24 protein-coding genes are annotated in these 21,034 nt (G+C 35.0%); 20 read left to right on the top strand and 4 right to left on the bottom strand.

What is annotated here, in order from left to right:
* Positions 1-19: 19 nt before the first annotated feature.
* Together DSM00_RS10560 and DSM00_RS10555 are read right to left on the bottom strand one after the other, a co-directional pair.
* A complete protein-coding gene (locus DSM00_RS10560; RefSeq protein ID WP_128757976.1) occupies positions 20-2,092 on the bottom strand; it encodes a M16 family metallopeptidase in 2,073 nt (690 codons plus the stop codon).
* Positions 2,093-2,141: 49 nt separating this feature from the next.
* Entirely contained in the window at positions 2,142-3,461 is a 1,320-nt protein-coding gene (locus tag DSM00_RS10555) for a M16 family metallopeptidase (RefSeq protein WP_128757975.1), read from the bottom strand.
* Between the two features lie 208 nt (positions 3,462-3,669).
* Between DSM00_RS10555 and DSM00_RS10550 the strand changes: the two genes are divergently transcribed.
* From DSM00_RS10550 to DSM00_RS10525, 6 genes are all read left to right on the top strand, one after another.
* Positions 3,670-4,125, top strand: coding sequence for a DUF4199 domain-containing protein (locus tag DSM00_RS10550; protein ID WP_128758094.1), 456 nt, complete (start codon positions 3,670-3,672; stop codon positions 4,123-4,125).
* Between the two features lie 110 nt (positions 4,126-4,235).
* Positions 4,236-4,709, top strand: coding sequence for a 50S ribosomal protein L21 (gene rplU / locus DSM00_RS10545; RefSeq protein ID WP_128757974.1), 474 nt, complete (start codon positions 4,236-4,238; stop codon positions 4,707-4,709).
* Positions 4,710-4,737: 28 nt separating this feature from the next.
* A complete protein-coding gene (gene rpmA / locus DSM00_RS10540; RefSeq protein ID WP_128757973.1) occupies positions 4,738-5,001 on the top strand; it encodes a 50S ribosomal protein L27 in 264 nt (87 codons plus the stop codon).
* A gap of 128 nt (positions 5,002-5,129) precedes the next feature.
* Positions 5,130-6,710 carry a tetratricopeptide repeat protein gene (locus DSM00_RS10535; RefSeq protein WP_128757972.1) on the top strand — a complete coding sequence of 527 codons (1,581 nt, stop codon included), beginning with the start codon at positions 5,130-5,132 and terminating at the stop codon, positions 6,708-6,710.
* Positions 6,711-6,874: 164 nt separating this feature from the next.
* Entirely contained in the window at positions 6,875-9,700 is a 2,826-nt protein-coding gene (locus tag DSM00_RS10530) for a TonB-dependent receptor (protein ID WP_128757971.1), read from the top strand.
* Positions 9,687-10,724, top strand: coding sequence for a phytase (locus DSM00_RS10525; RefSeq protein WP_241652400.1), 1,038 nt, complete (start codon positions 9,687-9,689; stop codon positions 10,722-10,724). The genes DSM00_RS10530 and DSM00_RS10525 overlap by 14 nt, the downstream gene beginning before the upstream one ends.
* A gap of 70 nt (positions 10,725-10,794) precedes the next feature.
* On the opposite strand, the gene DSM00_RS10520 is transcribed toward DSM00_RS10525, so the two are convergent.
* On the bottom strand, positions 10,795-11,133 hold the full coding sequence (locus tag DSM00_RS10520; protein ID WP_128757970.1) for a TM2 domain-containing protein: 339 nt from the start codon (positions 11,131-11,133) through the stop codon (positions 10,795-10,797).
* Between the two features lie 42 nt (positions 11,134-11,175).
* On the opposite strand from DSM00_RS10520, the gene DSM00_RS10515 reads away from it, so the two are divergent.
* Both DSM00_RS10515 and DSM00_RS10510 read left to right on the top strand, forming a co-directional pair.
* Positions 11,176-12,057: a hypothetical protein gene (locus DSM00_RS10515; RefSeq protein ID WP_241652398.1), complete on the top strand. Its 882-nt coding sequence runs from the start codon at positions 11,176-11,178 to the stop codon at positions 12,055-12,057.
* 76 nt (positions 12,058-12,133) lie between these two features.
* Entirely contained in the window at positions 12,134-12,583 is a 450-nt protein-coding gene (locus DSM00_RS10510; RefSeq protein WP_128757969.1) for a PEGA domain-containing protein, read from the top strand.
* 62 nt (positions 12,584-12,645) lie between these two features.
* Here the strand turns inward: DSM00_RS10510 and ahcY are convergent, their stop codons facing one another.
* Entirely contained in the window at positions 12,646-13,962 is a 1,317-nt protein-coding gene (gene ahcY / locus DSM00_RS10505) for an adenosylhomocysteinase (RefSeq protein ID WP_128757968.1), read from the bottom strand.
* Between the two features lie 57 nt (positions 13,963-14,019).
* On the opposite strand from ahcY, the gene DSM00_RS10500 reads away from it, so the two are divergent.
* The 12 genes from DSM00_RS10500 to DSM00_RS10445 all read left to right on the top strand — a co-directional run bounded on the left by DSM00_RS10500 (position 14,020) and on the right by DSM00_RS10445 (position 20,870).
* Positions 14,020-14,652, top strand: a complete 633-nt coding sequence (locus DSM00_RS10500) for a 4'-phosphopantetheinyl transferase family protein (protein WP_128757967.1) — start codon at positions 14,020-14,022, stop codon at positions 14,650-14,652.
* 32 nt (positions 14,653-14,684) lie between these two features.
* The gene (locus DSM00_RS10495; RefSeq protein ID WP_241652397.1) at positions 14,685-15,374 is read left to right on the top strand and encodes a geranylgeranylglyceryl/heptaprenylglyceryl phosphate synthase; all 690 of its coding nucleotides are present in this window, start codon (positions 14,685-14,687) and stop codon (positions 15,372-15,374) included.
* A gap of 41 nt (positions 15,375-15,415) precedes the next feature.
* A complete protein-coding gene (locus DSM00_RS10490) occupies positions 15,416-15,676 on the top strand; it encodes a thiamine-binding protein (protein WP_128757965.1) in 261 nt (86 codons plus the stop codon).
* A complete protein-coding gene (gene pnuC / locus DSM00_RS10485; protein WP_128757964.1) occupies positions 15,660-16,292 on the top strand; it encodes a nicotinamide riboside transporter PnuC in 633 nt (210 codons plus the stop codon). The genes DSM00_RS10490 and pnuC overlap by 17 nt, the downstream gene beginning before the upstream one ends.
* A gap of 41 nt (positions 16,293-16,333) precedes the next feature.
* Positions 16,334-16,813: an ATP-binding protein gene (locus DSM00_RS10480; protein ID WP_317127838.1), complete on the top strand. Its 480-nt coding sequence runs from the start codon at positions 16,334-16,336 to the stop codon at positions 16,811-16,813.
* On the top strand, positions 16,810-18,348 hold the full coding sequence (locus DSM00_RS10475) for a DUF4301 family protein (protein ID WP_128757962.1): 1,539 nt from the start codon (positions 16,810-16,812) through the stop codon (positions 18,346-18,348). Before DSM00_RS10480 ends, DSM00_RS10475 begins: the two co-directional genes overlap by 4 nt.
* Entirely contained in the window at positions 18,348-18,749 is a 402-nt protein-coding gene (arfB, locus tag DSM00_RS10470; RefSeq protein ID WP_128757961.1) for an alternative ribosome rescue aminoacyl-tRNA hydrolase ArfB, read from the top strand. The genes DSM00_RS10475 and arfB overlap by 1 nt, the downstream gene beginning before the upstream one ends.
* Before the next feature lie 241 nt (positions 18,750-18,990).
* A complete protein-coding gene (locus DSM00_RS10465) occupies positions 18,991-19,320 on the top strand; it encodes a hypothetical protein (RefSeq protein ID WP_128757960.1) in 330 nt (109 codons plus the stop codon).
* 61 nt (positions 19,321-19,381) lie between these two features.
* Positions 19,382-19,708: a hypothetical protein gene (locus DSM00_RS10460; protein WP_128757959.1), complete on the top strand. Its 327-nt coding sequence runs from the start codon at positions 19,382-19,384 to the stop codon at positions 19,706-19,708.
* 60 nt (positions 19,709-19,768) lie between these two features.
* The gene (locus DSM00_RS10455; protein ID WP_128757958.1) at positions 19,769-20,095 is read left to right on the top strand and encodes a hypothetical protein; all 327 of its coding nucleotides are present in this window, start codon (positions 19,769-19,771) and stop codon (positions 20,093-20,095) included.
* A gap of 60 nt (positions 20,096-20,155) precedes the next feature.
* A complete protein-coding gene (locus DSM00_RS10450) occupies positions 20,156-20,482 on the top strand; it encodes a hypothetical protein (RefSeq protein ID WP_128757957.1) in 327 nt (108 codons plus the stop codon).
* Between the two features lie 61 nt (positions 20,483-20,543).
* Positions 20,544-20,870 (top strand): hypothetical protein, encoded by a 327-nt coding sequence (locus DSM00_RS10445; protein WP_128757956.1) that lies wholly within the window; start codon positions 20,544-20,546, stop codon positions 20,868-20,870.
* The last annotated feature ends 164 nt before the right edge of the window (positions 20,871-21,034 follow it).

The raw sequence follows: 21,034 nt of genomic DNA, 5'->3' as shown, positions 1-21,034 counted from the left end.
ACTGAATTAAAAAATACGGTTATTTAAAATCTGCATCAGAAACACCTTCATTCACCTTAACTTCAGTAAAAGTGAATTCAATATTTTGAGGACCCATTGATTGAGACATCATAAACGGAAACTTAACGCCATTTACTTCTTTATAGTCACTAAACATCACAGCTTGTACAAAGCTTTGACCTTGCATTTCCTGTGTGGTCTCTTCTTTTAATTTTAGTCCGCTTTCTATATCAAAAAATGCATTTTTCTTATCGCTTATAGCAATCACGTAAGCATTCTTACTATCTACCTTCTCTATACCTTTTAAGGAAATTGTTTCATTAGCAAGCATATCTAATTCGGGAACGATCGCAGATTCTGCTTTTAAAGCTTCAACCTGCTCAGCGTTAGGAGTAATTGTTTGTCCTTGTGCAGTAATTATAGCTGTTTCGCCATCTAAAACTTGCTTTGACATTACATTACCCATCACAGATATTTCTTGTAAAAATTGACCATTACTAGTTTTCTTAATAGTCAATTTAAGAGGTGTGCCTTGAACGCTACCTTCACCCATCATAATTAATGATTGAAGAGCTTCCACTTTGTCTTTACCGCCTATAGCTTGTAGATAACTGTTTAAAACTGTTTCAGTAGTTACTCCTTCTGGTAAAGCAACTTCGTATGTAGGCTTTTCAACACTGTTTCCTTCTTTATCATAAAATTTAACAGGAATCATTTTTCCTTTAAAGTTTACTTTTTCCAGATTCTCGAGTATTTCGCTGCCCTTTCCTGCAATTACAATACGTGTATTATCGGTTAAAAAGTATTTTTTTGCTACCCGTTGTACATCGGCAATGGTAACAGCATTGATCTTACTTAGGTAATTCTGGTAAAAGTCTTCAGGAAGATTTTCTGTCTCGATATTAAGAGCAAAACGAGCTACTGTAGCCGGTTGTTCTAAAGATCTAACAAAACTTCCTACATATTTTGCTTTAGCATTTTTAAGATCTTTTTCAGAAATTGGAGTCTCACGTATTTTATCGATTTCTTCTAAAAATGCAACTACCGAGCTATCTGTAACCATATTTCTTACGCTTGCTGAAGCGTTAAAAGATGTCATTCCATATTTGTCGTTCCCTATGCTTGAGTATGCACCATAAGTATAGCCCTTATCTTCACGAAGATTTAAAAATAAACGGCCTTCACCGCCACCTCCTAAGATTTGATTAGCCATTAGTACAGGAAAATAATCAGGATCACTCATTTTTAAGGAAACCAAATTTTCAACAATCACTTCAGACTGAACCGCATTTGGCATATCTATAAAGTCGATTTCTGTAGCAGCAACATTTTCTGGAGATTTAAAAGTTGAAGGAAGAGCGGTGCCTTTTTTCCACCCACTAAAATGCTTAGTTACTAATTTTTTGATGTTTTTAAAATCTACATCACCTACAACTACCAGGTAGGCGTTATTAGGAATAAAAGCTTTAGTGTAAAATGCTTTAGCATCAGCAAGTGTAATATTTTCTAAACCTGCAGGTGTTTCAAATTCACCTTTAGGGTGATTCTTTCCATAAAGAAGGGCGCGACTTGCTGTATTCGCAGCAGCAGAAACGCTCTTTTCATTAGTTTTTAAATTATCTATAAGAAGCGCTTTCTCTTTACTGAATTCTTCTTCGGTAAAATTAGGATTGATTGCTGCATCTGCAAGTAGTTCTAAAATACGATCTGAATATTGAGTAAGACCACTTGCTGAAGCGTATTGTGAGCCAAAATTAATACGAGCCCCCATAAAATCAACTTCCTCATTATAATCATCTTTAGAAATAGATTTAGAACCTTTTCCTAATAAAGCACCAGATAAAGCTGCTGCTCCTGTCTTTTCTCCTTCTTGAATAGGAGGATTATCTAACGTAAGTGTGTAGGCAACGCGAGGTAGTTTATGATTTTCTACAACGATTACTTTTAAGCCATTCTTTAATTCAAAGCTTTGTGGCTTGCTGAGGTTAATTTCTGGAGCAGGACCTGCCTTTGGCATTGTGCTTCTGTCTACTTGTGCGTTTGCAGCAAAGCTACCGGCTATTACAAGTAAACTAAATATAATTTTTTTCATCAGAATTTAATTTTGTTTGATGTTACTGTATAAAGTGTAATAACACAGTTTATTTATCCTCTTTTTTAGGTAAGTATTCTACTTCAACACGTTGATTAGGTTTTAAATACTTATTCGCTACTTCTTTAATTTCTTCACGTGTAATAGAACGATAGATATCAATTTCTGTATTTATAAGATTTGTATCATCGTAAAGCATATAATTTGTGGCTAACGTGCTAGCAATACCTTCAACGCTTGCGTTTGAATTAACAAAATTGCTTTCAGCTTTGTTCTGAAGTTTTTGAAAATCACTTTCTGAAATTAAATTATCTCGTAAAGCAGCTATTTCTGTTTCCATCCCTTCTAATAATCCTTCAAGAGTATTTTCGCCTAACGGTAAGCCATATATAATATACATTCCATAGTCTTCTTGCTCAAGATTTATAGCTCCTATTTGAAGTGCTTGTTTCTGCTCATCTACCATTTTTTTATAAAGCTTAGAGCTTTTACCGTCACTTAAATACGAAGAGATCATATTTAAAACATACGTATCTCGATCTCCATAACCAGGCGTGCGATATGCGGTAAGAATTGCAGGAACCTGAATATTTGAATCGTAGAATTGTGTTCTTTTTGCTTCAGTAATAGGAGCTTCGGTAGGATAGGTGCGCTCTAATTTTGGTCCGCTTGGGATAGGGCCAAAATAGTCTTCAATCATCTTTTTAGTTTCAGCAATATCAATATCTCCTGCAACTACTAATGCGGCATTACTCGGTTTATAATATTTGTCAAAATAGGCTTTAAAATCTTCAAGTGAGGCAGCATCTAGATCTTCCATGTAACCTACGTTAGGATCTTTATAAGGGTGGTTCTGAAACAATTGTTCGCTAATTGCAAATAAAAACTGACCATAAGGGGAGTTGTCATATCGCAAACGGCGCTCTTCTTTCACTACTTCATTTTGAGTGTCTACACCGCCTTGCTTAATTATAGGGTGCAGCATACGCTCAGACTCCATCCATAAACCTAACTCAAGGTTGTTTGAAGGAAAAACTTCGTAATAATAGGTGCGATCCTGAGAGGTGTTTGCATTATTTGTGCCTCCGTTAGAGCTTACCATTTCAAACCATTTTCCGTTCTCGATGTTTTCGGTACCTTCAAAAAGAAGGTGCTCAAAGAAATGTGCGAAGCCAGTTTGACCGTCTTCACGATCTTTACCTCCTACGTGATACATAACTGCAGTAGTAACCACAGGAGCATTGTTGTCCTGATGTAAAATTACGTGTAGACCATTGTCTAAGTCATACTCTTCAAATTCTACCTCTTGAGCATTGCTAGTTATGCTCAAAAGAAGAATTGAAGCCATTGAAAAAAGAGTCTTTTTCATGCTTATTTTTTTGAATTTAGTTATGCAGATTTGTAGGTCTAATTAGATAAACGTTACATATTCTGCATAAAATTTAATAGATCTATATAAAGTGGTTGTAATTTATTACTTAAAGGAAGTTTTAGGCTTATAATCCTTAATTTTTAACATGGTGTTAATGACATTAAATTTAAAAAGTAAGACCTTTATAGAAATCAAAAGTTCAATTATGCTTAAAGTTGCTCTTCCTATACGTTTTGGTGTTGCGATCACCGGGGGTTTAATTGCCTACTTTCTTGTATTGGCATTATTTAAAATTCATACAAATCCTATTTTCAGTTTATTCAATGGTATTATAACCGGTTTTGGGATTTATGAAGCTATTAAATATTATAAACTGAGCAAAGGTAAAGACTTTGAATACAGCGACGGATTTTCTGTAGGTGTAGTAACAGGGTTTGTTTCGACTATCTTATTCACAGCATTTTTTGCATTGTACGCGGGTAATTTAAATCCCGATTATCTAGAAACGTTATTAGATAGATGGGAAACAACCTATGATACAAGTCTAGGTAGTGTTGTAATAGTTGTTGCATTAATGGGGTTTGCTACAAGTGTGGTTCTTACATTGTCTTTTATGCAATTATTTAAACAAAGCTGGAATACTAAAAAGAAAGCTGAATAATCTTATTTTAAATTTTACTCATCGGTTTGTATTGTAAGTAAATAGCTGTATATTTGCGCCCTCTTAAATCTAAAGGTTTAAGATTTTAAAAACTATTTAATCATTACGCTATGTACGCAATTGTAGAGATAGCAGGGCAGCAATTTAAAGTTGCAAAAGACCAAAAGGTATTTGTAAACCGTTTGTCAGGAGAAGAAGGAGACGATGTTTCTTTCGATAAAGTTCTTATGACAGGAGATGGTGACAACATTACTTTAGGCGCCCCGGCTATAGAAGGTGCTCTAGTAGGAGCAACAATCACACGTCACTTAAAAGGAGACAAAGTAATCGTTTTCAAAAAGAAAAGACGTAAAGGTTACAGAAAGAAAAACGGTCACCGTCAATCTTTAACTGAAATCTTAATTGGTGATATTTCATTAAAAGGAGGAAAAAAAGCAGCTCCTAAAGCTGAGGCTAAACAAGAATCTTCTGATGATTTAAGTAACAATACTGTTGCTGAATTAAGAGAGATGGCCAAAGAACAAGGACTTGAGGGATATTCTTCAATGAAGAAGGCTGAATTAATTGAAGCTTTAAGTAAATAAATATTAATCTACTAAAACTTAAAATAAGATGGCTCACAAAAAAGGGGTAGGTAGTTCGAAAAACGGTAGAGAATCAGAATCAAAACGTTTAGGTGTTAAGATTTTTGGTGGTCAGGCAGCTATAGCTGGTAACATTATCGTTAGACAACGTGGTAACACGCACCATCCAGGTGAAAATGTATACGGTGGTAAAGACCATACACTTCACGCTAGAGTAGACGGTGTTGTTAAGTTTACTAAAAAGAAAGACAATAAATCTTACGTTTCTATAGTTCCAGCTGCAGAAGCATAAGTAAAAGTTTATATTTTTTAAAAAAAGTCTCTATCAAATGATAGAGACTTTTTTTTGCTCAAAATTTAAAGTTAAGCTAATGTCAATTTAATATGGTAACGCTACTTTAGGCAGTTATAACTTTACTTTTGAGAAATCACTTCCTCATTATTATTCTAATTAGTTGTGCGTCATCTGTGTATTCACAAAATGAAGCCGCTCGAGACAGCTATCGGAGATTTTCAGATTCATTATTCTACCAGTATAAAACAGAATTAGACAGTTCATTAAAATCCAATGATCGGGAACTCATTGTTGAGGCCTATGTAAACCTGGCGTCCTTTTATAAAAAGTCTCAAATTTATACCGAAGCTGTTGCTAACTACACTCAGGCATTAAAGCAAAACAACAATGAAAATAATGTTGTTTTAGTACAAATTAAAAATAGTCTGGGAGAGGTTTATATCGAGTTAGGTAATTATGCAAAAGCAATAGAATACTTATCTACTGCGCTACATATTTCTACCCGCGAGAAATTACTAAATGAGAAAGCTAAAAGCTTACGTTTAATAGGTTCTTGTAAAGAAAAAATGGGAAACCTTAATGATGCTCTTAATTTTCAGCAACAGAGTTTTGCGATTTATGGCAAGCAAAATGATTTACTAGGTCAAGCGATAGTAAATGAGAATATAGGTAGTATTTATGAGGATCTTGAGTTGTATGATAAGGCGTATGTGCATTTTGAAAAAGCATATCAGTATTTTAAAAGTTCGAATAATGAAGCTCAAATAAATGCTTTGAATAATCTGGCAGATATCTCCCGAAAGACAAAGAGATATGATGCATCTATAGCAACTACACTAGAAGTATTAGACCTTGCGTTGAAGTATAACAATGCCCATCAGATAGAGAGTGCTTATAAAGATCTGTCAAAAGCATATGCTTTCAAGAATGACTTTGAGAAAGCTCATACTTATTTATTAAAATATCAAAATCTGGTTGAAAAGCAGTTTTACTCTCAAAATTTTAATCAGCTTAATGCATTGCAAACCATATTCGATACACGGGAAAAACAATCACAAATCGATTTATTAGAACAGCAAAATAAAGCAAGTAGAGCTAGATTAATGGCTATTATTATTTTAGCAATAACCGTATTGGGTGCAGGCTTAGTCTCTTTTATCTATTTAAAGCGTAAACGTCAAATTATAAATAAACTACAAGCTTATAAGCAACGTGTTCTGGAAGCCGAACTAGAAAATAAAGCTGTTAAAGAGCAAAACCTTAAGAACGAAATTCAGCTTAAAACAGCTACGTTATCAAAATATAGTCTTAGTATCTCTCAGAAAAATAAACTTATTGAAGAGGTGTCTGGAAGCCTGCAAAAAATGAGCACGCGCAAACGAATGGATTTACCCATAAAAATAAATGAATTAGCACTGCAATTAAATCAACATTTAGAGCAGGATAACGAATGGGAGCAGTTTATGGATCTGTTTGAAGACATTCATCCCCATTTTTCTAAAAAATTAAGTGACATTGCCTTGCAAAAACTTACAGCTACAGAGCTACGTCTATGTTTATTATTGCGTCTTGATTTGTCATCAAAAGAAATAAGTTCGGTTTTGCGTATTACTCCAGATAGCGTTCGTGTTGCTCGATACAGACTGCGGAAGAAATTACCTATAGAAACGCAGGAAGAATTGGTCAATTTTATGCTAAAGTTATAAGGTGGGTTTAAATTTTCCCTAATTGTTAGGTGCGTGTAAACTTTAGGTGAATGTTGCCTTGATGTAGCTTCTAAAAAAGCTATTCTTTACAATTTGTTGCCGTTAAGTTTAGCAGGTGTTTAAAGGGCTCAGGTAAATTTGAGAAATACTAAACATCAAAATATATGAGAATTTTTACCAGCTTAAAGTTGCTTGTTGTAACGCTGTTTTTTGCTTCGGGTTTTGCTGATTTGTACGCTCAAAATAGCATTGTTCAGGGAGTAATTGTAGATGATTACGGCATTAATATTCCCGGTGCCGCCGTGATGATAGAATCACTTAATAAAGGAGTTGTTTCTAATCAAGATGGAAAATTTACATTCTTAAATGTACCTCAAGGAAATCATCAAATCGTAGTAAAATACTTGGGCTTTAAAGATACATTTACACCTATTGACGTTACTGCTGGGGAGACCCTTCCCGTATCTATACTTTTAACTTCTGAAGAAACACGTCTTGATGATGTGCAAATTACTGGCTTTAGTGGCGGTGGACAGGCACGGGCACTCAATACACAGAAGAATAATCTCAATATAACCAATGTTGTCTCTACAGATCAGATCGGTAAATTTCCCGATGCTAATATTGGGGATGCTACAAAACGTATCCCGGGTATTACGATGCAAATGGATCAAGGAGAAGCACGAAACATCATCGTAAGAGGTCTCGCTCCTCAGCTTAACTCGGTTACCTTGAATGGAAGCCGTATTCCTTCGGCTGAAGGAGACAACAGAAATGTACAGATGGATTTGATTCCGTCAGATATGATTCAAACTATCGAGGTTAATAAAGCTGTGACTCCAGATATGGATGCAGATGCACTAGGCGGTTCTGTTAATCTAGTTACACGCTCTACGCCTCAAGGTTTCCGACTTTCTGCTACGGGAGGTAGTGGAGTAAATTTTATTAATGATAAACGAATTTTAAGTGGATCTTTTTTAATTGGAGATCGCTCAAAAGATAAAAAGTTTGGCTGGTTAGTTTCAGCATCAATTAATGATAATGATTTTGGGAGTGATAATGTCGAGGCAGAATGGTCTAATACATTTGCCTATACCGATGCGGCAGGTGAGGAGACAGAGTTAGATGTTAATCCATACACATCGGTTTTTGAAACGCGTAAATATCTTGTACAGCGGGTACGACGTAGTTTTTCTGCAAATATGGATTACAATTTTGACGAGAATAATGAAATTTATCTAAAGACCATGTATAACTGGAGAGATGATCGTGAGAATCGCTTTGCCTATTCTTCTGAAATTTTGGATGCTGAAGATATTGAAGTAGGAGACTTCGAACTTACAAATAATACTCCTTCTCAATTTCCGGTTGAGGCTAAGAGAGAAACTAAAGGAGGTATACCCGGCGGACGTACACAAAACAGACGTTTAGAAGATCAGCGAATGCAAAATTACAGCTTAGGAGGAAACCATATTTTTGGTAATTTAAAATTTACCTGGATGGGTTCTTTCGCTAAAGCTTCTGAAGAACGACCTAACGAACGTTATCTGGTTTATGCATCTGAATATACAGTAAATAACACAGTAACTAATAACAGAAAACCACTGCATACTTCTGTAACTGCTGAAGATTTTACAGATTTTGAACTTGACGAACTTACAGAGGAATATCAATTTACTGAAGAGAAAGATGTAAATTTCTTTGCCAATTTTGAACTTCCTGCGAACTTTTTTAATACGGAGAACGGGACACTCAAGTTTGGTGTGCGTGGTCGTTTTAAAAATAAAAACAGAGAAAATAATTTCTTTGAATATTCCCCTCTTACTGGCAATCTGGATAATCTGTCACTAGTAAATCAGCGCGTATATACAGGTTCAGATTTTCTTGCAGGCTCTCAATATTCTCCAGGAGTATTTGCTTCAGCTACATTTTTAGGAAACTTAGATCTTAATAATATGGCAGATTTTGAGGGAGAAGCTGTTCCTGATGAATATCTGGGAGATAACTTTGACGTTACCGAGAATGTTTTTGCAGGTTATGTGATGACCAATCAAAAGATAACCGATAAACTTGATGTACTTGTAGGGCTTAGAGTAGAGAATACACGTATTGAGAGTACTGGAAACAGTTTTAATGTAGATGAGCCAGAAGATGTAACACAGGTTAACGATGAAAGCTCCTATACTAATATACTGCCTGGGGTACATTTCAAATACAATTCTTCAGAAACCACCGTATTACGTTTTGCGTGGACAAATACTATTGCAAGACCTAACTATATAGACCTTGTGCCCTACAGACAGCGCGAAGATGATGAGATATCTATAGGTAATCCGCAGTTGAATCCTACAACGTCAATGAATTTTGATTTTATGGCAGAGCGATATTTTGAATCTGTAGGGATTCTTTCCGGAGGTGTGTTCTATAAAAATTTAAACGATTTTATTTACACACAGAAAACAGATCAAGAGGATGGTATTGAGTTGTATCAGCCTTTAAATGGAGATAAAGCAACAATCTTTGGAGCAGAAGTTGCATTTCAAAGGCAACTTGACTTCCTTCCGGGATTCCTGAAAAATTTCGGAATTTATGCAAACTATACATATCTAAATTCTGAAGCTAAAGGAATTGCAAATGCGGATGGAGATATGAGAGGTGATCTTGATTTACCGGGTTCTTCGCCTAATATGTTTAATGCTTCCTTATCATACGGTGATAAGTGGTTTAATGCCCGCCTTTCTAGTAATTATGCAGACGCGTATATAGATGAGCTTGGCGGCGATGCATTTGAAGACCGTTTCTATGATGAGCAGTTTTTCTTAGACTTTAACGCTACTGTATTTCTGTCAAAAAACCTACAGGTATATGCCAATTTAAATAATATTACAAATCAGCCATTACGTTATTATCAAGGGGTTAAAGATCGAACGATGCAAATGGAATATTACAGCACCCGTTTAACATTTGGAGTAAAATATGACTTATTTTAAGATGATAGCATTTAAATATATACTTGCTTTAGGTGGTTTTTCACTTTTAGCAGCCTGCGGAAGTAGTAAATCTCAATTACCGGAAATAAAGCCAGATATTATTACTGAACATGTAAAATACGATACAGATGATCCGGCAATTTGGGTTAATCCTCAAGATCCTTCACAAAGTATAATTTTTGGTACAGATAAAGAAAGTGATGGTGCTATTTATGCATTTGATCTGAATGGTAAAATTATTGAGTCAAAGACAATAAGAGGAATTGAACGCCCTAATAATGTAGATCTTCGATATGGTTTTAAATTGAATGATTCTGTAACCACAGATATTATTGCTTTTACTGAACGAGAACGAAAAATGTTACGTATTTATTCGGTGCCGGCGATGCAACCTTTAGATGGTGGCGGATTTCCTGTATTTGAGGATGAGACTAATGAGAATTTTCAGAGTCCTATGGGTGTTAGTCTTTACAAATCTGCTATAGATAGTTCGCTTTACGCAATTGTGGGTCGTAAAGCTGGTCCTGCAGACAAGTACCTATATCAATATAAAATTAAGCCTAAGTCTTTAGATTTGGTTGAATTTGAATTGGTACGGAAATTTGGTCAGTTTAGTGGTAAGAAAGAAATAGAAGCGATCGCAGTTGATGATGCTTTAGGATTTATATATTATTCTGATGAAGGAGATGGTGTAAAAAAATACTTTGCCGAACCTCAAAAAGGAAACGATCAATTAAGTTCTTTTGGATTTGAAGATTTTCAAGATGACATTGAGGGTATTGCAATTGCCGCATATGAAGATGGTTCTGGGATAATTATTGTTTCTGATCAACAACGTGGACAGTTTAATATATATGATCGTAAGACAAATGCCTTCATAAAAGCCTTAAATCTTACTACAACAGAAACAGACGGTTGTGACGTGGTAACTCAACCTTTAAACTCAACCTTTAAAAATGGTCTTTTTGTTGCGATGAATGATGATGGAACATTTTATTTCTATGATTTAGCAAAACTGAACTAGTAGAATCTAATTAAATTAAAAACCCCTCTTAATTAATTAAGAGGGGTTTTTTTAATGTTATTTATTTTGGTTAGAGTCCGGGATAGGTACCGGTAATGATTTCAACACCGTCGATAATCCAACCTACAATAAAGAATCCTGCAGTTAAAATAAAGACAATGTTCCATAAAATAGGGCTGCCCAAATACCATCTGTGAGCCGCAAAAGCACCTAAAAATAACCATAATAATATGGCTACAGTCTGACGATCTGCTGCAACAGCAGCAGGTGACACAAATTCACTTGTAGCTTCTTCGGCAGCGTTAAGTTCGGTTGTAACTTTTGCTTTACGCTCTACAGGGAAGCCTGCAAAAGTTGTTGTTGATATCATTAGCAGAAGTGCCAGTGAAAGAATAATTTTGAAATTCATAGAGTTTAGTGATTAAATTAGACTTTTAAAAATTACGCCATTTTGAGAAGAAAATCCTACACCGGTATATTGTTTTTGATTTGTTTAACTTTTTGCAATTCGTCTATAGCACAAGAATTTGAGTTTTTTGGCGTAATTAAATTAAACGACACTTCACTTATAAGTTATAAATTATTATTTGATCGCGTAAATGACTCTATACAAGGGTATTCCTTAACAGATTTTTCTGGAAAGCACGAGACGAAGTCAAATATCAAAGGTTATTATAATGCGGATAAAAACCTGTTAAGCTTTAAGGAATATGATATTGTTTATACAAAATCACCGGTGGTTCAGGAGGACTTTTGCTTTGTAAACTTTAATGGGAATGTTCGTGATCTCAATAAAGTTAAAGCTTTTAGTGGAGATTTTAAAGGACTTTACACTAATGGTGAGCGTTGCCTAGACGGTAAGATAGTTGTTAATTCTGGACAAGAAGTTCGTAAGCGTGTAGAGAAAATAGATAAGGTAATACAACGTTCCAGGAAATTCTCTGATTCTGTTAAACAGAATATTAAGGTAGCGCGGGTTTTAGATACGCTCACGCGAAATATCATTGCAAAAAATGAAAACTTAAATATTTTCACACGAGATCAAAAGATAAAGCTTTCGGTTTATGATGCCGGTAAAGAAGATGGAGATATTATTAACCTATTTGTAAACGGAAAACCCGTCCTACAGAATTATACTGTTACGCACACAAAGAAGCATTTAGAATTTAAGTTAGAATCTCCTTCGACACTCATAAAAATAGAAGCTGTAAGTGAAGGTACATCATCTCCTAACACGGTGCGTCTAGAGGTAGAGGATAACCGCAATTTTGTACGAACAATTACAAATCTTAAGGCTGGGGAAACCGCAGCAATGACTATTATAAAAAAATAAGACCTCTAATACAGATTTCTGTAAGTATTGTATTATTAACAAATATAGATTTACCATTCATTAACAAATCTATATTATGAAGAAAATTACGTTAACAAGTTTAATAGCTTTAATGTTATTAACAAGTTGTGCAAGCATTTTAACAGGTTCAAAAAGAAAAGTTTTATTTGAGTCAAATCCTAATGGCGCTAAAGTGTATGTCAATGGTTTTGAAAAAGGAGTGACCCCAGTTCAGATTAAAGTGAAAGCTGAAGATCGAATTGATTTTAGATTAGAGAATTATAAAGAGCGAGTAGTTGTTATGGATAGCGATTTTAATCTCGTATCAATTTTAAATGGTATATCAATTATAGGCTGGGGAATAGATGCTCTGACTGGTTCATTGAAAAGGGTAGACACAAAATATGTAAAGGTAGACTTGGAAAGTGTAGCCACAGCTTCCAATTATCTTGAAAAAGGAAGAATTCAAAGTGTTAATATTAATACAGATGAGAAAATAGTAGAAACTGTAATCGTATTAAATTAGCATAATAAAAAAAACCTCCGAAAATTATTTTCGGAGGTTTGCTTTTAATGTCTAAACAAAGACTAGTATCTATAATATTCCGGTTTAAAAGGACCTTCAACAGTTACACCTATGTATTCTGCTTGTTCTGTACTTAATTCAGTAAGCTCCACACCTATTTTTGCTAAGTGTAATGCAGCAACTTTTTCGTCTAAATGCTTTGGAAGCATATAAACTTCATTCTCATAGCTCGCTGAATTTTTCCAAAGCTCAATTTGCGCTAATGTCTGGTTTGTAAATGAGTTACTCATTACAAAACTTGGGTGACCAGTAGCACAACCTAAGTTTACAAGACGACCTTCAGCCAGTAAAATAATATCTTTTCCGTCTATAGTGTACTTATCAACCTGAGGTTTGATTTCATCTTTAGTAGAACCATAATTTTCGTTCAACCAGGCAACTTGTATTTCATTATCAAAATGGCCAATATTACAAACTATAGTTTTGTCTTTCATCGCCATAAAGTGCTCTGCACGTACGATGTCTTTGTTTCCGGTAGTAGTAATTACAATGTCTGCAGTGCCTACAACGGTTTCTAATTTTTTAACTTCAAAACCATCCATTGCAGCTTGTAGCGCACAAATAGGATCAATTTCAGTAACAGTTACAATAGAGCCGGCTCCTTTAAATGAGGCAGCAGTTCCTTTACCTACATCGCCATAACCGCAAACAACAACACGTTTACCCGCAAGCATAATATCTGTAGCGCGACGTACAGCATCTACAGCACTTTCGCGACAACCATATTTATTGTCAAATTTAGATTTTGTAACGCTGTCATTAATATTTATAGCGGGCATTGGTAAAGTACCTTTTTTCACACGCTCGTATAAGCGGTGAACACCCGTAGTAGTCTCTTCAGAAATACCTTTAATGGCAGCACCTAATTCTGGATATTTATCTAATACCATATTAGTCAAATCTCCACCATCATCAAGAATCATATTTAAAGGTTCGCGCTCCTCTCCAAAAAACAAAGTTTGCTCGATACACCAGTTAAATTCCTCTTCACTTAAGCCTTTCCAAGCGTAAACAGGAATACCCGCTGCTGCGATTGCTGCTGCTGCATGATCCTGTGTAGAAAATATATTACAAGAACTCCAGGTTACATCTGCACCTAAAGCTACAAGTGTTTCAATTAATACTGCGGTTTGAATTGTCATATGCAGACATCCTGCTATACGAGCCCCTTTAAGAGGTTGCTCGGCACCATATTCTTCTCTCAAAGCCATAAGTCCAGGCATCTCTGCTTCTGCTAATTCAATTTCTTTTCTACCCCAAGCAGCTAAAGAAATATCTTTAACTTTATAAGGTACATATTGTACTGTTTTCGTTGACATAGTCTTATATTTACAATTCTTATTTTTTGCAAAAATACGTAATAATCACTACTTAACGTGCCACTTTTCAAAACAATAACACCTAGTTCTACCACTCAAGTTTATATCTGGAAAGTGGAAGAATCTCTTGAAGTATTGTCTCAGAATGTAAATCTTACACTGCATTGCCAAGCGCGTTTTGATAGTATGAAGTCTGAGTTACACCGTAAAGGTTTTTTAAGTATTAGGCATCTCCTCCACGTGGCAGGGTATACAGATAAAGATTTATTTTATACGAGTAATGGCAAGCCACACCTCAACGATGGTAAGCATATTTCTATCACCCATTCTTATAACTTCACAGCAATAATTGTAAGTGATACTTCTGAAGTAGGGATTGATATAGAAATGCAACGCGATAAGATTTTACGTATTGCTTCGCGTTTTACTCCATTAAAAGAGTACAGGACTCTTGCAAATGATGAGGCGTTAATACGAAAGCTCACTATAGTCTGGGGTGCTAAAGAATCTCTCTATAAAATTTATGGCGTTAAGGGTCTTAGCTTTTTACAACATATAAACGTAGCCGATTTTGATTTTGATGCCGAGAAAACGACTGCTGTAATTAATTACCACGGAAGTCATTCTGATTACCAAATCGATTTCTTAGAGTTTGAAGGGTTTACCTGTGTATATGCACGTGCCATATGACAAATGATTTATTGCAAAATAAAAAAGGGGTATTGTCTACTATAAAAAATGCTATTACACGTGATCAACACCTTTTTGCTATCCTCTTTGATCCTGAAAATTTCACTTCTGAAAGTTTAACAAATAAACTTCGAAAATTACCACACCATACTACTCATATATTTGTAGGTGGAAGCACTGCAACGCAGGCACAAACCCAAAAAGCTGTGCGTATTATTAAAGAACACACTCAACTTCCGGTAATTTTATTTCCTGGTGATTACAGGCATATTACTACCGAAGCAGATGCCATTCTTTTTCTAAGTTTATTATCTGGGGACAATGCCGAATATTTAATTCATCAGCAGGTCAAATCTGTGGCGATCCTTAAAAACACAGATTTAGAAATTTTACCTACCGGATATTTATTAATTGATGGTGGTGTAGAAACAGCGGTGCAGCGTGTGAGTAAAACACAACCTTTATCACAAAATAATATAGATTTAATTGTAAACACAGCATTAGCTGGTGAATACTTAGGAAAGCAACTCATTTATCTGGAGGCCGGTAGCGGTGCAAAATTTCCAGTTTCTCCAGAAATCATTAACGCGGTTAAAAAAGCAATTAGTATTCCGCTAATTGTAGGTGGTGGTATAAGGACTGCAAATCAACTTAATGATGCGTATACTGCCGGAGCTAATCTGGTGGTGGTAGGTAATGCTTTTGAAAAAGGTATTTATTAGTACCTTCTGCAAATAAACTTCAACTACAAAACTATAGGACTATGAATATTTCTGTCGAACTTACACTCACTCCTTTACAAGATAATTATGAGCCGGCTATTATAGATTTCATCAAATGTTTACGAGCAAGCGGACTAACAGTTTTAGAAAATCCATTAAGTACTCAGATATATGGTGATTATGATGAGGTAATGGAGTTGTTAAAGAAAGAAATGAAAACTGCTTTAGAGGCTGTAGAACGCGGCTTGTTATATATAAAAATTGTGAAATCTGACCGAAGTGATTATGAACCTCATTTTTGATTTCTTTTTTGGTCAGTATGCAGATTATGATTCCCTATCTATTGTCTTAGAGATAATAGCGGTGATCTTCGGATTATTATCAGTATGGTTTTCTAAGCAAAATAATGTTTTGGTGTATCCAACAGGTATGATTAGCACTGCACTGTTTGTATATTTACTTGCTAAATGGGGGCTACTGGGAGATTTAATGATTAATGCCTACTATTTTTCGATGAGTGTTTATGGGTGGTATATCTGGACGCGTAAAGTAGATGATAAACATGTAACTCCTATTTCAAAAACTACTCGAAAAGAACATATATGGTCTGCTGTTTTATTTGTTCTTACACTACTATTTGTATTTGTCGTTTACACAGTTTTTGACAAGTGGAATAACTGGACGGCGTATGTCGATACTTTTACTACTGCAATTTTCTTTGTGGGAATGTGGCTTATGGCAAAACGTAAGATTGAGAACTGGACCTATTGGATTATTGGAGATATAATTTCTGTGCCCTTATATTTTCACAAAGGCTTCACATTTACCAGTTTTCAATATATTATTTTTACTGCACTAGCTATTTATGGTTTTATTGCGTGGAAAAAATACCTGAACAACAGCCCTGTGACTGTATAAAAATTGTGCTTTTTGGTCCTGAAAGTAGTGGTAAAACTACCATGTCCAAAAAACTATCAGAATACTACAAAGGAGCATTTGTGCCAGAATTTGCACGCGATTATCTTCAGCAAAAATGGGAGAATAAGAAGCAAATATGCACTCCTGAAGATATCTTACCTATAGCGCAAGGACAAATTGAACTTGAAAATAATGCCGTTAATTCTGGGAACAAAATGATTTTTTGTGATACAGACCTTTTGGAAACAAAAGTATATAGCGAAGCTTATTTTGAAGGATGGTGTGACCTCAGTGTAACTAAAGCTGCATTGGGTAACTCATACGATCTTTACTTTTTAACGTATATTGATATACCTTGGGAAGCAGATGATTTAAGGGATCGGCCAGATCAGCGTCAGGAAATGTTTGATCTCTTTGAGCAGGCATTAATAGAAAATGACCGGCGGTACGTCCTTTTAAAAGGAAATATAGAACAGCGATTAAATACGGCTATTAATCAAATTAACAACTTACTACTTTGAACTTTACAGACCAAGAAATTAGCGAAATTAGAGAGCACGGTTTAACTGAAAAACAAGTAGCATCTCAAATAAAACTTTTTGAAAATGGTGTTCCTAACGTTAAGCTTATCGCAGCTGCAACTATTTCAAAAGGAATATTTAAATTATCAGAACAGGAAGAACTGAATTATCGAGAGATTTATGAGCATAAGAAGAAGAACTTAGAGATCCTCAAATTTACTCCCGCTTCTGGTGCTGCAAGTAGAATGTTTAAAAGCGTTTTTAAGTTTCTCAATGATTATGATGCTGAAAAGGAAACGGTAAATGACTATTTAGAGCGAGCTGGTAGCAATGCGATGAAGCTGTTTTTTGCTAATTATGAGAAGTTTCCATTTTACGATCAGATTATTGATCAGCTTGATGAAGAGGAATTGGCAACTGAAAGCTTAAAAAAATATGCTTTTATAAAAAAAATGATGAATGAAGATGGTGAAAACTTTGGCAACTTGCCAAAAGGATTAATACCATTTCATTATTATGGTTCTTATAGTGCAACTGCTTTTGAAGAGCATTTATATGAGGCTGCAGCTTATGCAGAAAGAGACGATCACGCTAAATTACATTTTACAGTTTCTCCAGAACATAAAGAGGCATTTGAGAATGAATTCAGTGATATTGAGTCTTCAGTAAGTACGTCAACAAATACAAATTTTGAGGTTTCTTATTCTTTTCAAAAACCAGAAACCGATACGATTGCTGTTACCCCAGATAATAAAATGTATCGTAAAGAAGATGGTTCTTTACTTTTTAGACCAGGTGGTCACGGTGCGCTTATCGAAAACTTAAATGATGTAGATGCAGATGTGATTTTTATAAAAAATATCGATAATGTTTTAATAAATAGCAAAATTCAGGATTTAGCTAAAAGTAAACGTATGCTTGCGGGTGTTCTACTTGCAAAGCAAGAACAGGTTTTTGAATACGCAAGATTACTAGATGAAGATTCTATTACAGGCTCTGAGTTAAAAGAACTTTTGAAATTTTTAGAGAATGAATTTAGTACGCGTATAAGCAATGAATTTGATTCTTTTTCAAAAGAAGAGAAGAAATCTTATTTGATGAATATTCTTGACAGGCCACTTCGCGTTTGTGGTATGGTTAAAAATGAAGGTGAGCCAGGTGGCGGTCCTTTTTGGGTTGCCGATAAAGAGGGAGAAGTTGCTCTACAAATTATAGAAAGCGCTCAAGTAAATACAAAAGACCCTAAGCAGGAAGAAATATTTAAAAATTCGACACACTTTAATCCGGTAGATATCGTAGCAGGGGTACGTAATTATAAAGGAGAAAAATACAATCTACTAGATTTTGTGAACCCTGATCTGGCTTTTATTGCTAATAAGACCGATGGTGGTAATGAAATAAAGGCACTTGAACTTCCAGGATTGTGGAACGGAGCTATGGCCTTGTGGAATACATTATTTGTTGAGGTACCTCTTGAAACATTTAATCCGGTTAAAACAGTCAACGATCTTTTAAAACCATCGCATCAGGCGTAATGAACAAAGATCTACTCTATACTGAATGTAATTTTAAAGCAGTACGCAGTAGTGGTCCGGGTGGGCAACATGTAAATAAAACTTCTACAAAGGTTGTTCTAAGTTGGAGTTTAGAATTAACAACTGCTTTTGACGAGTTTCAGAAAGTACGATTGGAGAAATACTTAGCTACAAAACTTACTAAAGATAGGATGATTGTTTTATCCTATGATCAAAGTCGTAGCCAGCATAAGAATAAAGAGACGGTTTTTACTAACTTTATCAAACTGCTTGAAAAGGGACTTCGAGTTCCAAAGCATAGAAAAAAGACCAAGCCCACATTTACTTCTAAACGAAAAAGGCTTGATAGTAAAAAAAGAACTTCAGAAAAGAAAAACAACAGAAGGCCTCCTAAATTATAAAGTCTTTGAAGTTACAAAACGTAAAGTGTGGAGAAATTCCACACTTTTTTTGTGGAATAAACTCAGATTCCACAAATTCTACACATTAGTAAAACCCCACTAATTTTCATAAATCACTGTATTACAGATTTGTATAGCTATTAAGTTAGGAGTACTGTGTAATGGTACGGTTTTGCTATATACTATTATGAGTTTGATTGTAATTAGGCTCACAATTGAAATAAACTACAAACACTGAATAATGAAGAATCTAATAATGACAGTAGCAGCCGCAGCAACTTTGCTTTTTTCTACGCAATGTGCAACAGCTCAAGAAACTGAAAATACAGATGTAGCCGTGAACAGTACGGAGGTTCAGGCGCCAATACAAGATGGCTTTGAAAAAGTTGAAACTTCAGCATTACCAAAAATTATTACTGATGCCGTATTAGTAGATAAAGCTGGTGCGAAAGTAAGGGAAGCTTATATAAATGAAAATTTAAAAGTATACAAACTGGAACTTCAAATAGAAGGTCAGGACCCTCAAACAGCTTTCATTAATGAAGTTGGAAGATGGGTTGAGATTAAATAAGAATTCAAATTAACTATCAATATAAACCAAAGTACAAACGTACTTATATAATTCAAAAATTATGAAAAAGTTAGTAATGACAGTAGCAGCCGCAACAACAATGTTATTTGCCGCTCAAAATATGACAGCTCAAGAAACTACACAAGATGTAGCAATGAATGAGACAGAAGTACAAGCACCAGTACAAGATGGCTTTGAAAAAATAGAAGCATCTGCGTTACCAGAAGTAGTTACCAATGCAATCGAAGCTGACAAAGCAGGATCTACAGTAACTGAAGCATATGTAAATGAAGAATTAGGAGTTTACAAATTAATGCTACAAGCAGAAGGATCAGAAGTAGAAACAGCATTTATTAATGCAGAAGGAAAATGGGTTACTGTTGAGTAATCAGTTTTCAAAAATAAATATTACAAACCACGACCATTAGGTCATTCAAAATATACAATTATGAAAAAGTTAGTAATGACAGTAGCAGCCGCAACAACAATGTTATTTGCCGCTCAAAATATGACAGCTCAAGAAACTACGCAAGATGTAGCTATGAATGAGACAGAAGTACAAGCACCGGTACAAGATGGGTTTGAAAAAATTGAAGCATCTGCGTTACCAGAAGTAGTTACCAATGCAATCGAAGCTGACAAAGCAGGATCTACAGTAACTGAAGCATATGTAAATGAAGAATTAGGAGTTTACAAATTAATGCTACAAGCAGAAGGATCAGAAATAGAAACAGCATTTATTAATGCAGAAGGAAAATGGGTTACTGTTGAGTAATCAGTTTTCAAAAATAAATATTATAAACCACGACCATTAGGTCACTCAAAATATACAATTATGAAAAAGTTAGTAATGACAGTAGCAGCCGCAACAACAATGTTATTTGCCGCTCAAAATATGATAGCTCAAGAAACTACACAAGATGTAGCAATGAATGAGACAGAAGTACAAGCACCGGTACAAGATGGCTTTGAAAAAATTGAAGCATCTGCGTTACCAGAAGTAGTTACCAATGCAATCGAAGCTGATAAGGCCGGTTCCACAGTAATTGAGGCATATGTAAATGAAGAATTAGGAGTTTACAAATTAATGCTACAAGCAGAAGGATCAGAAGTAGAAACAGCATTTATTAATGCAGAAGGAAAATGGGTTACTGTTGAGTAATCAGTTTTTCAAAAGTAAATAATACAAATCACGACCATTAGGTCACTCAAAATATACAATTATGAAAAAGTTAGTAATGACAGTAGCAGCAGCAACAACAATGTTATTTGCCGCTCAAAATATGACAGCTCAGGAAACTACACAAGATGTAGCAATGAATGAAACAGAGGTTCAAGCGCCAGTAGAAGGATTTGAGCAGATTGAAGTTTCAGAATTGCCGGTAACAGTTACAGATGCTATTGAAGCAGATAAAGCTGGAGCAGAAGTAACAGAAGCTTGGGTAGATAATGAGAAAAAAACGTTTAAACTTATTCTGGTAGCAGAAGGTCAAGAAGCTGAAACAGCTTATATCAATGCTGCAGGAGAATGGGTTGAACCAAAAGAGTAGTTTAATTCCCTTGAATTTTTAATCTATAGAATGGTTTAAAATTCAGAGAAAACCCCAACGTTAGTCGGGGTTTTTTTATGTGTAAAAAGAATTGTTTTTAAAATATTGAATCTTTAATTCCGTTATTATTTATGATTTATTTGACCATAGCCCTACTTTAGGTT

This window comes from Leeuwenhoekiella aequorea (genome assembly GCF_004104375.1).
GTDB classification, from domain to species: Bacteria; Bacteroidota; Bacteroidia; order Flavobacteriales; family Flavobacteriaceae; genus Leeuwenhoekiella; species Leeuwenhoekiella aequorea.
The sequence above is the reverse complement of the archived record's forward strand: the minus strand, read 5'-3'. Positions and strand labels throughout refer to the sequence as shown.

Excerpts from the sequence above, each read along its gene's own strand:
- DSM00_RS10490 (WP_128757965.1), top strand. The coding sequence starts at position 15,416 with ATGAATATTTCTGTCGAACTTACACTCACTCCTTTACAAGATAATTAT.
- DSM00_RS10510 (WP_128757969.1), top strand. The coding sequence starts at position 12,134 with ATGAAGAAAATTACGTTAACAAGTTTAATAGCTTTAATGTTATTAACA.
- DSM00_RS10480 (WP_317127838.1), top strand. The coding sequence starts at position 16,334 with ATGTCCAAAAAACTATCAGAATACTACAAAGGAGCATTTGTGCCAGAA.
- DSM00_RS10465 (WP_128757960.1), top strand. The coding sequence starts at position 18,991 with ATGAAGAATCTAATAATGACAGTAGCAGCCGCAGCAACTTTGCTTTTT.
- DSM00_RS10525 (WP_241652400.1), top strand. The coding sequence starts at position 9,687 with ATGACTTATTTTAAGATGATAGCATTTAAATATATACTTGCTTTAGGT.
- DSM00_RS10455 (WP_128757958.1), top strand. The coding sequence starts at position 19,769 with ATGAAAAAGTTAGTAATGACAGTAGCAGCCGCAACAACAATGTTATTT.
- DSM00_RS10520 (WP_128757970.1), bottom strand. The coding sequence starts at position 11,133 with ATGAATTTCAAAATTATTCTTTCACTGGCACTTCTGCTAATGATATCA.
- rplU (WP_128757974.1), top strand. The coding sequence starts at position 4,236 with ATGTACGCAATTGTAGAGATAGCAGGGCAGCAATTTAAAGTTGCAAAA.
- DSM00_RS10555 (WP_128757975.1), bottom strand. The coding sequence starts at position 3,461 with ATGAAAAAGACTCTTTTTTCAATGGCTTCAATTCTTCTTTTGAGCATA.
- DSM00_RS10530 (WP_128757971.1), top strand. The coding sequence starts at position 6,875 with ATGAGAATTTTTACCAGCTTAAAGTTGCTTGTTGTAACGCTGTTTTTT.
- DSM00_RS10560 (WP_128757976.1), bottom strand. The coding sequence starts at position 2,092 with ATGAAAAAAATTATATTTAGTTTACTTGTAATAGCCGGTAGCTTTGCT.
- DSM00_RS10550 (WP_128758094.1), top strand. The coding sequence starts at position 3,670 with ATGCTTAAAGTTGCTCTTCCTATACGTTTTGGTGTTGCGATCACCGGG.
- arfB (WP_128757961.1), top strand. The coding sequence starts at position 18,348 with ATGAACAAAGATCTACTCTATACTGAATGTAATTTTAAAGCAGTACGC.
- DSM00_RS10460 (WP_128757959.1), top strand. The coding sequence starts at position 19,382 with ATGAAAAAGTTAGTAATGACAGTAGCAGCCGCAACAACAATGTTATTT.
- DSM00_RS10445 (WP_128757956.1), top strand. The coding sequence starts at position 20,544 with ATGAAAAAGTTAGTAATGACAGTAGCAGCAGCAACAACAATGTTATTT.
- ahcY (WP_128757968.1), bottom strand. The coding sequence starts at position 13,962 with ATGTCAACGAAAACAGTACAATATGTACCTTATAAAGTTAAAGATATT.
- rpmA (WP_128757973.1), top strand. The coding sequence starts at position 4,738 with ATGGCTCACAAAAAAGGGGTAGGTAGTTCGAAAAACGGTAGAGAATCA.
- pnuC (WP_128757964.1), top strand. The coding sequence starts at position 15,660 with ATGAACCTCATTTTTGATTTCTTTTTTGGTCAGTATGCAGATTATGAT.
- DSM00_RS10450 (WP_128757957.1), top strand. The coding sequence starts at position 20,156 with ATGAAAAAGTTAGTAATGACAGTAGCAGCCGCAACAACAATGTTATTT.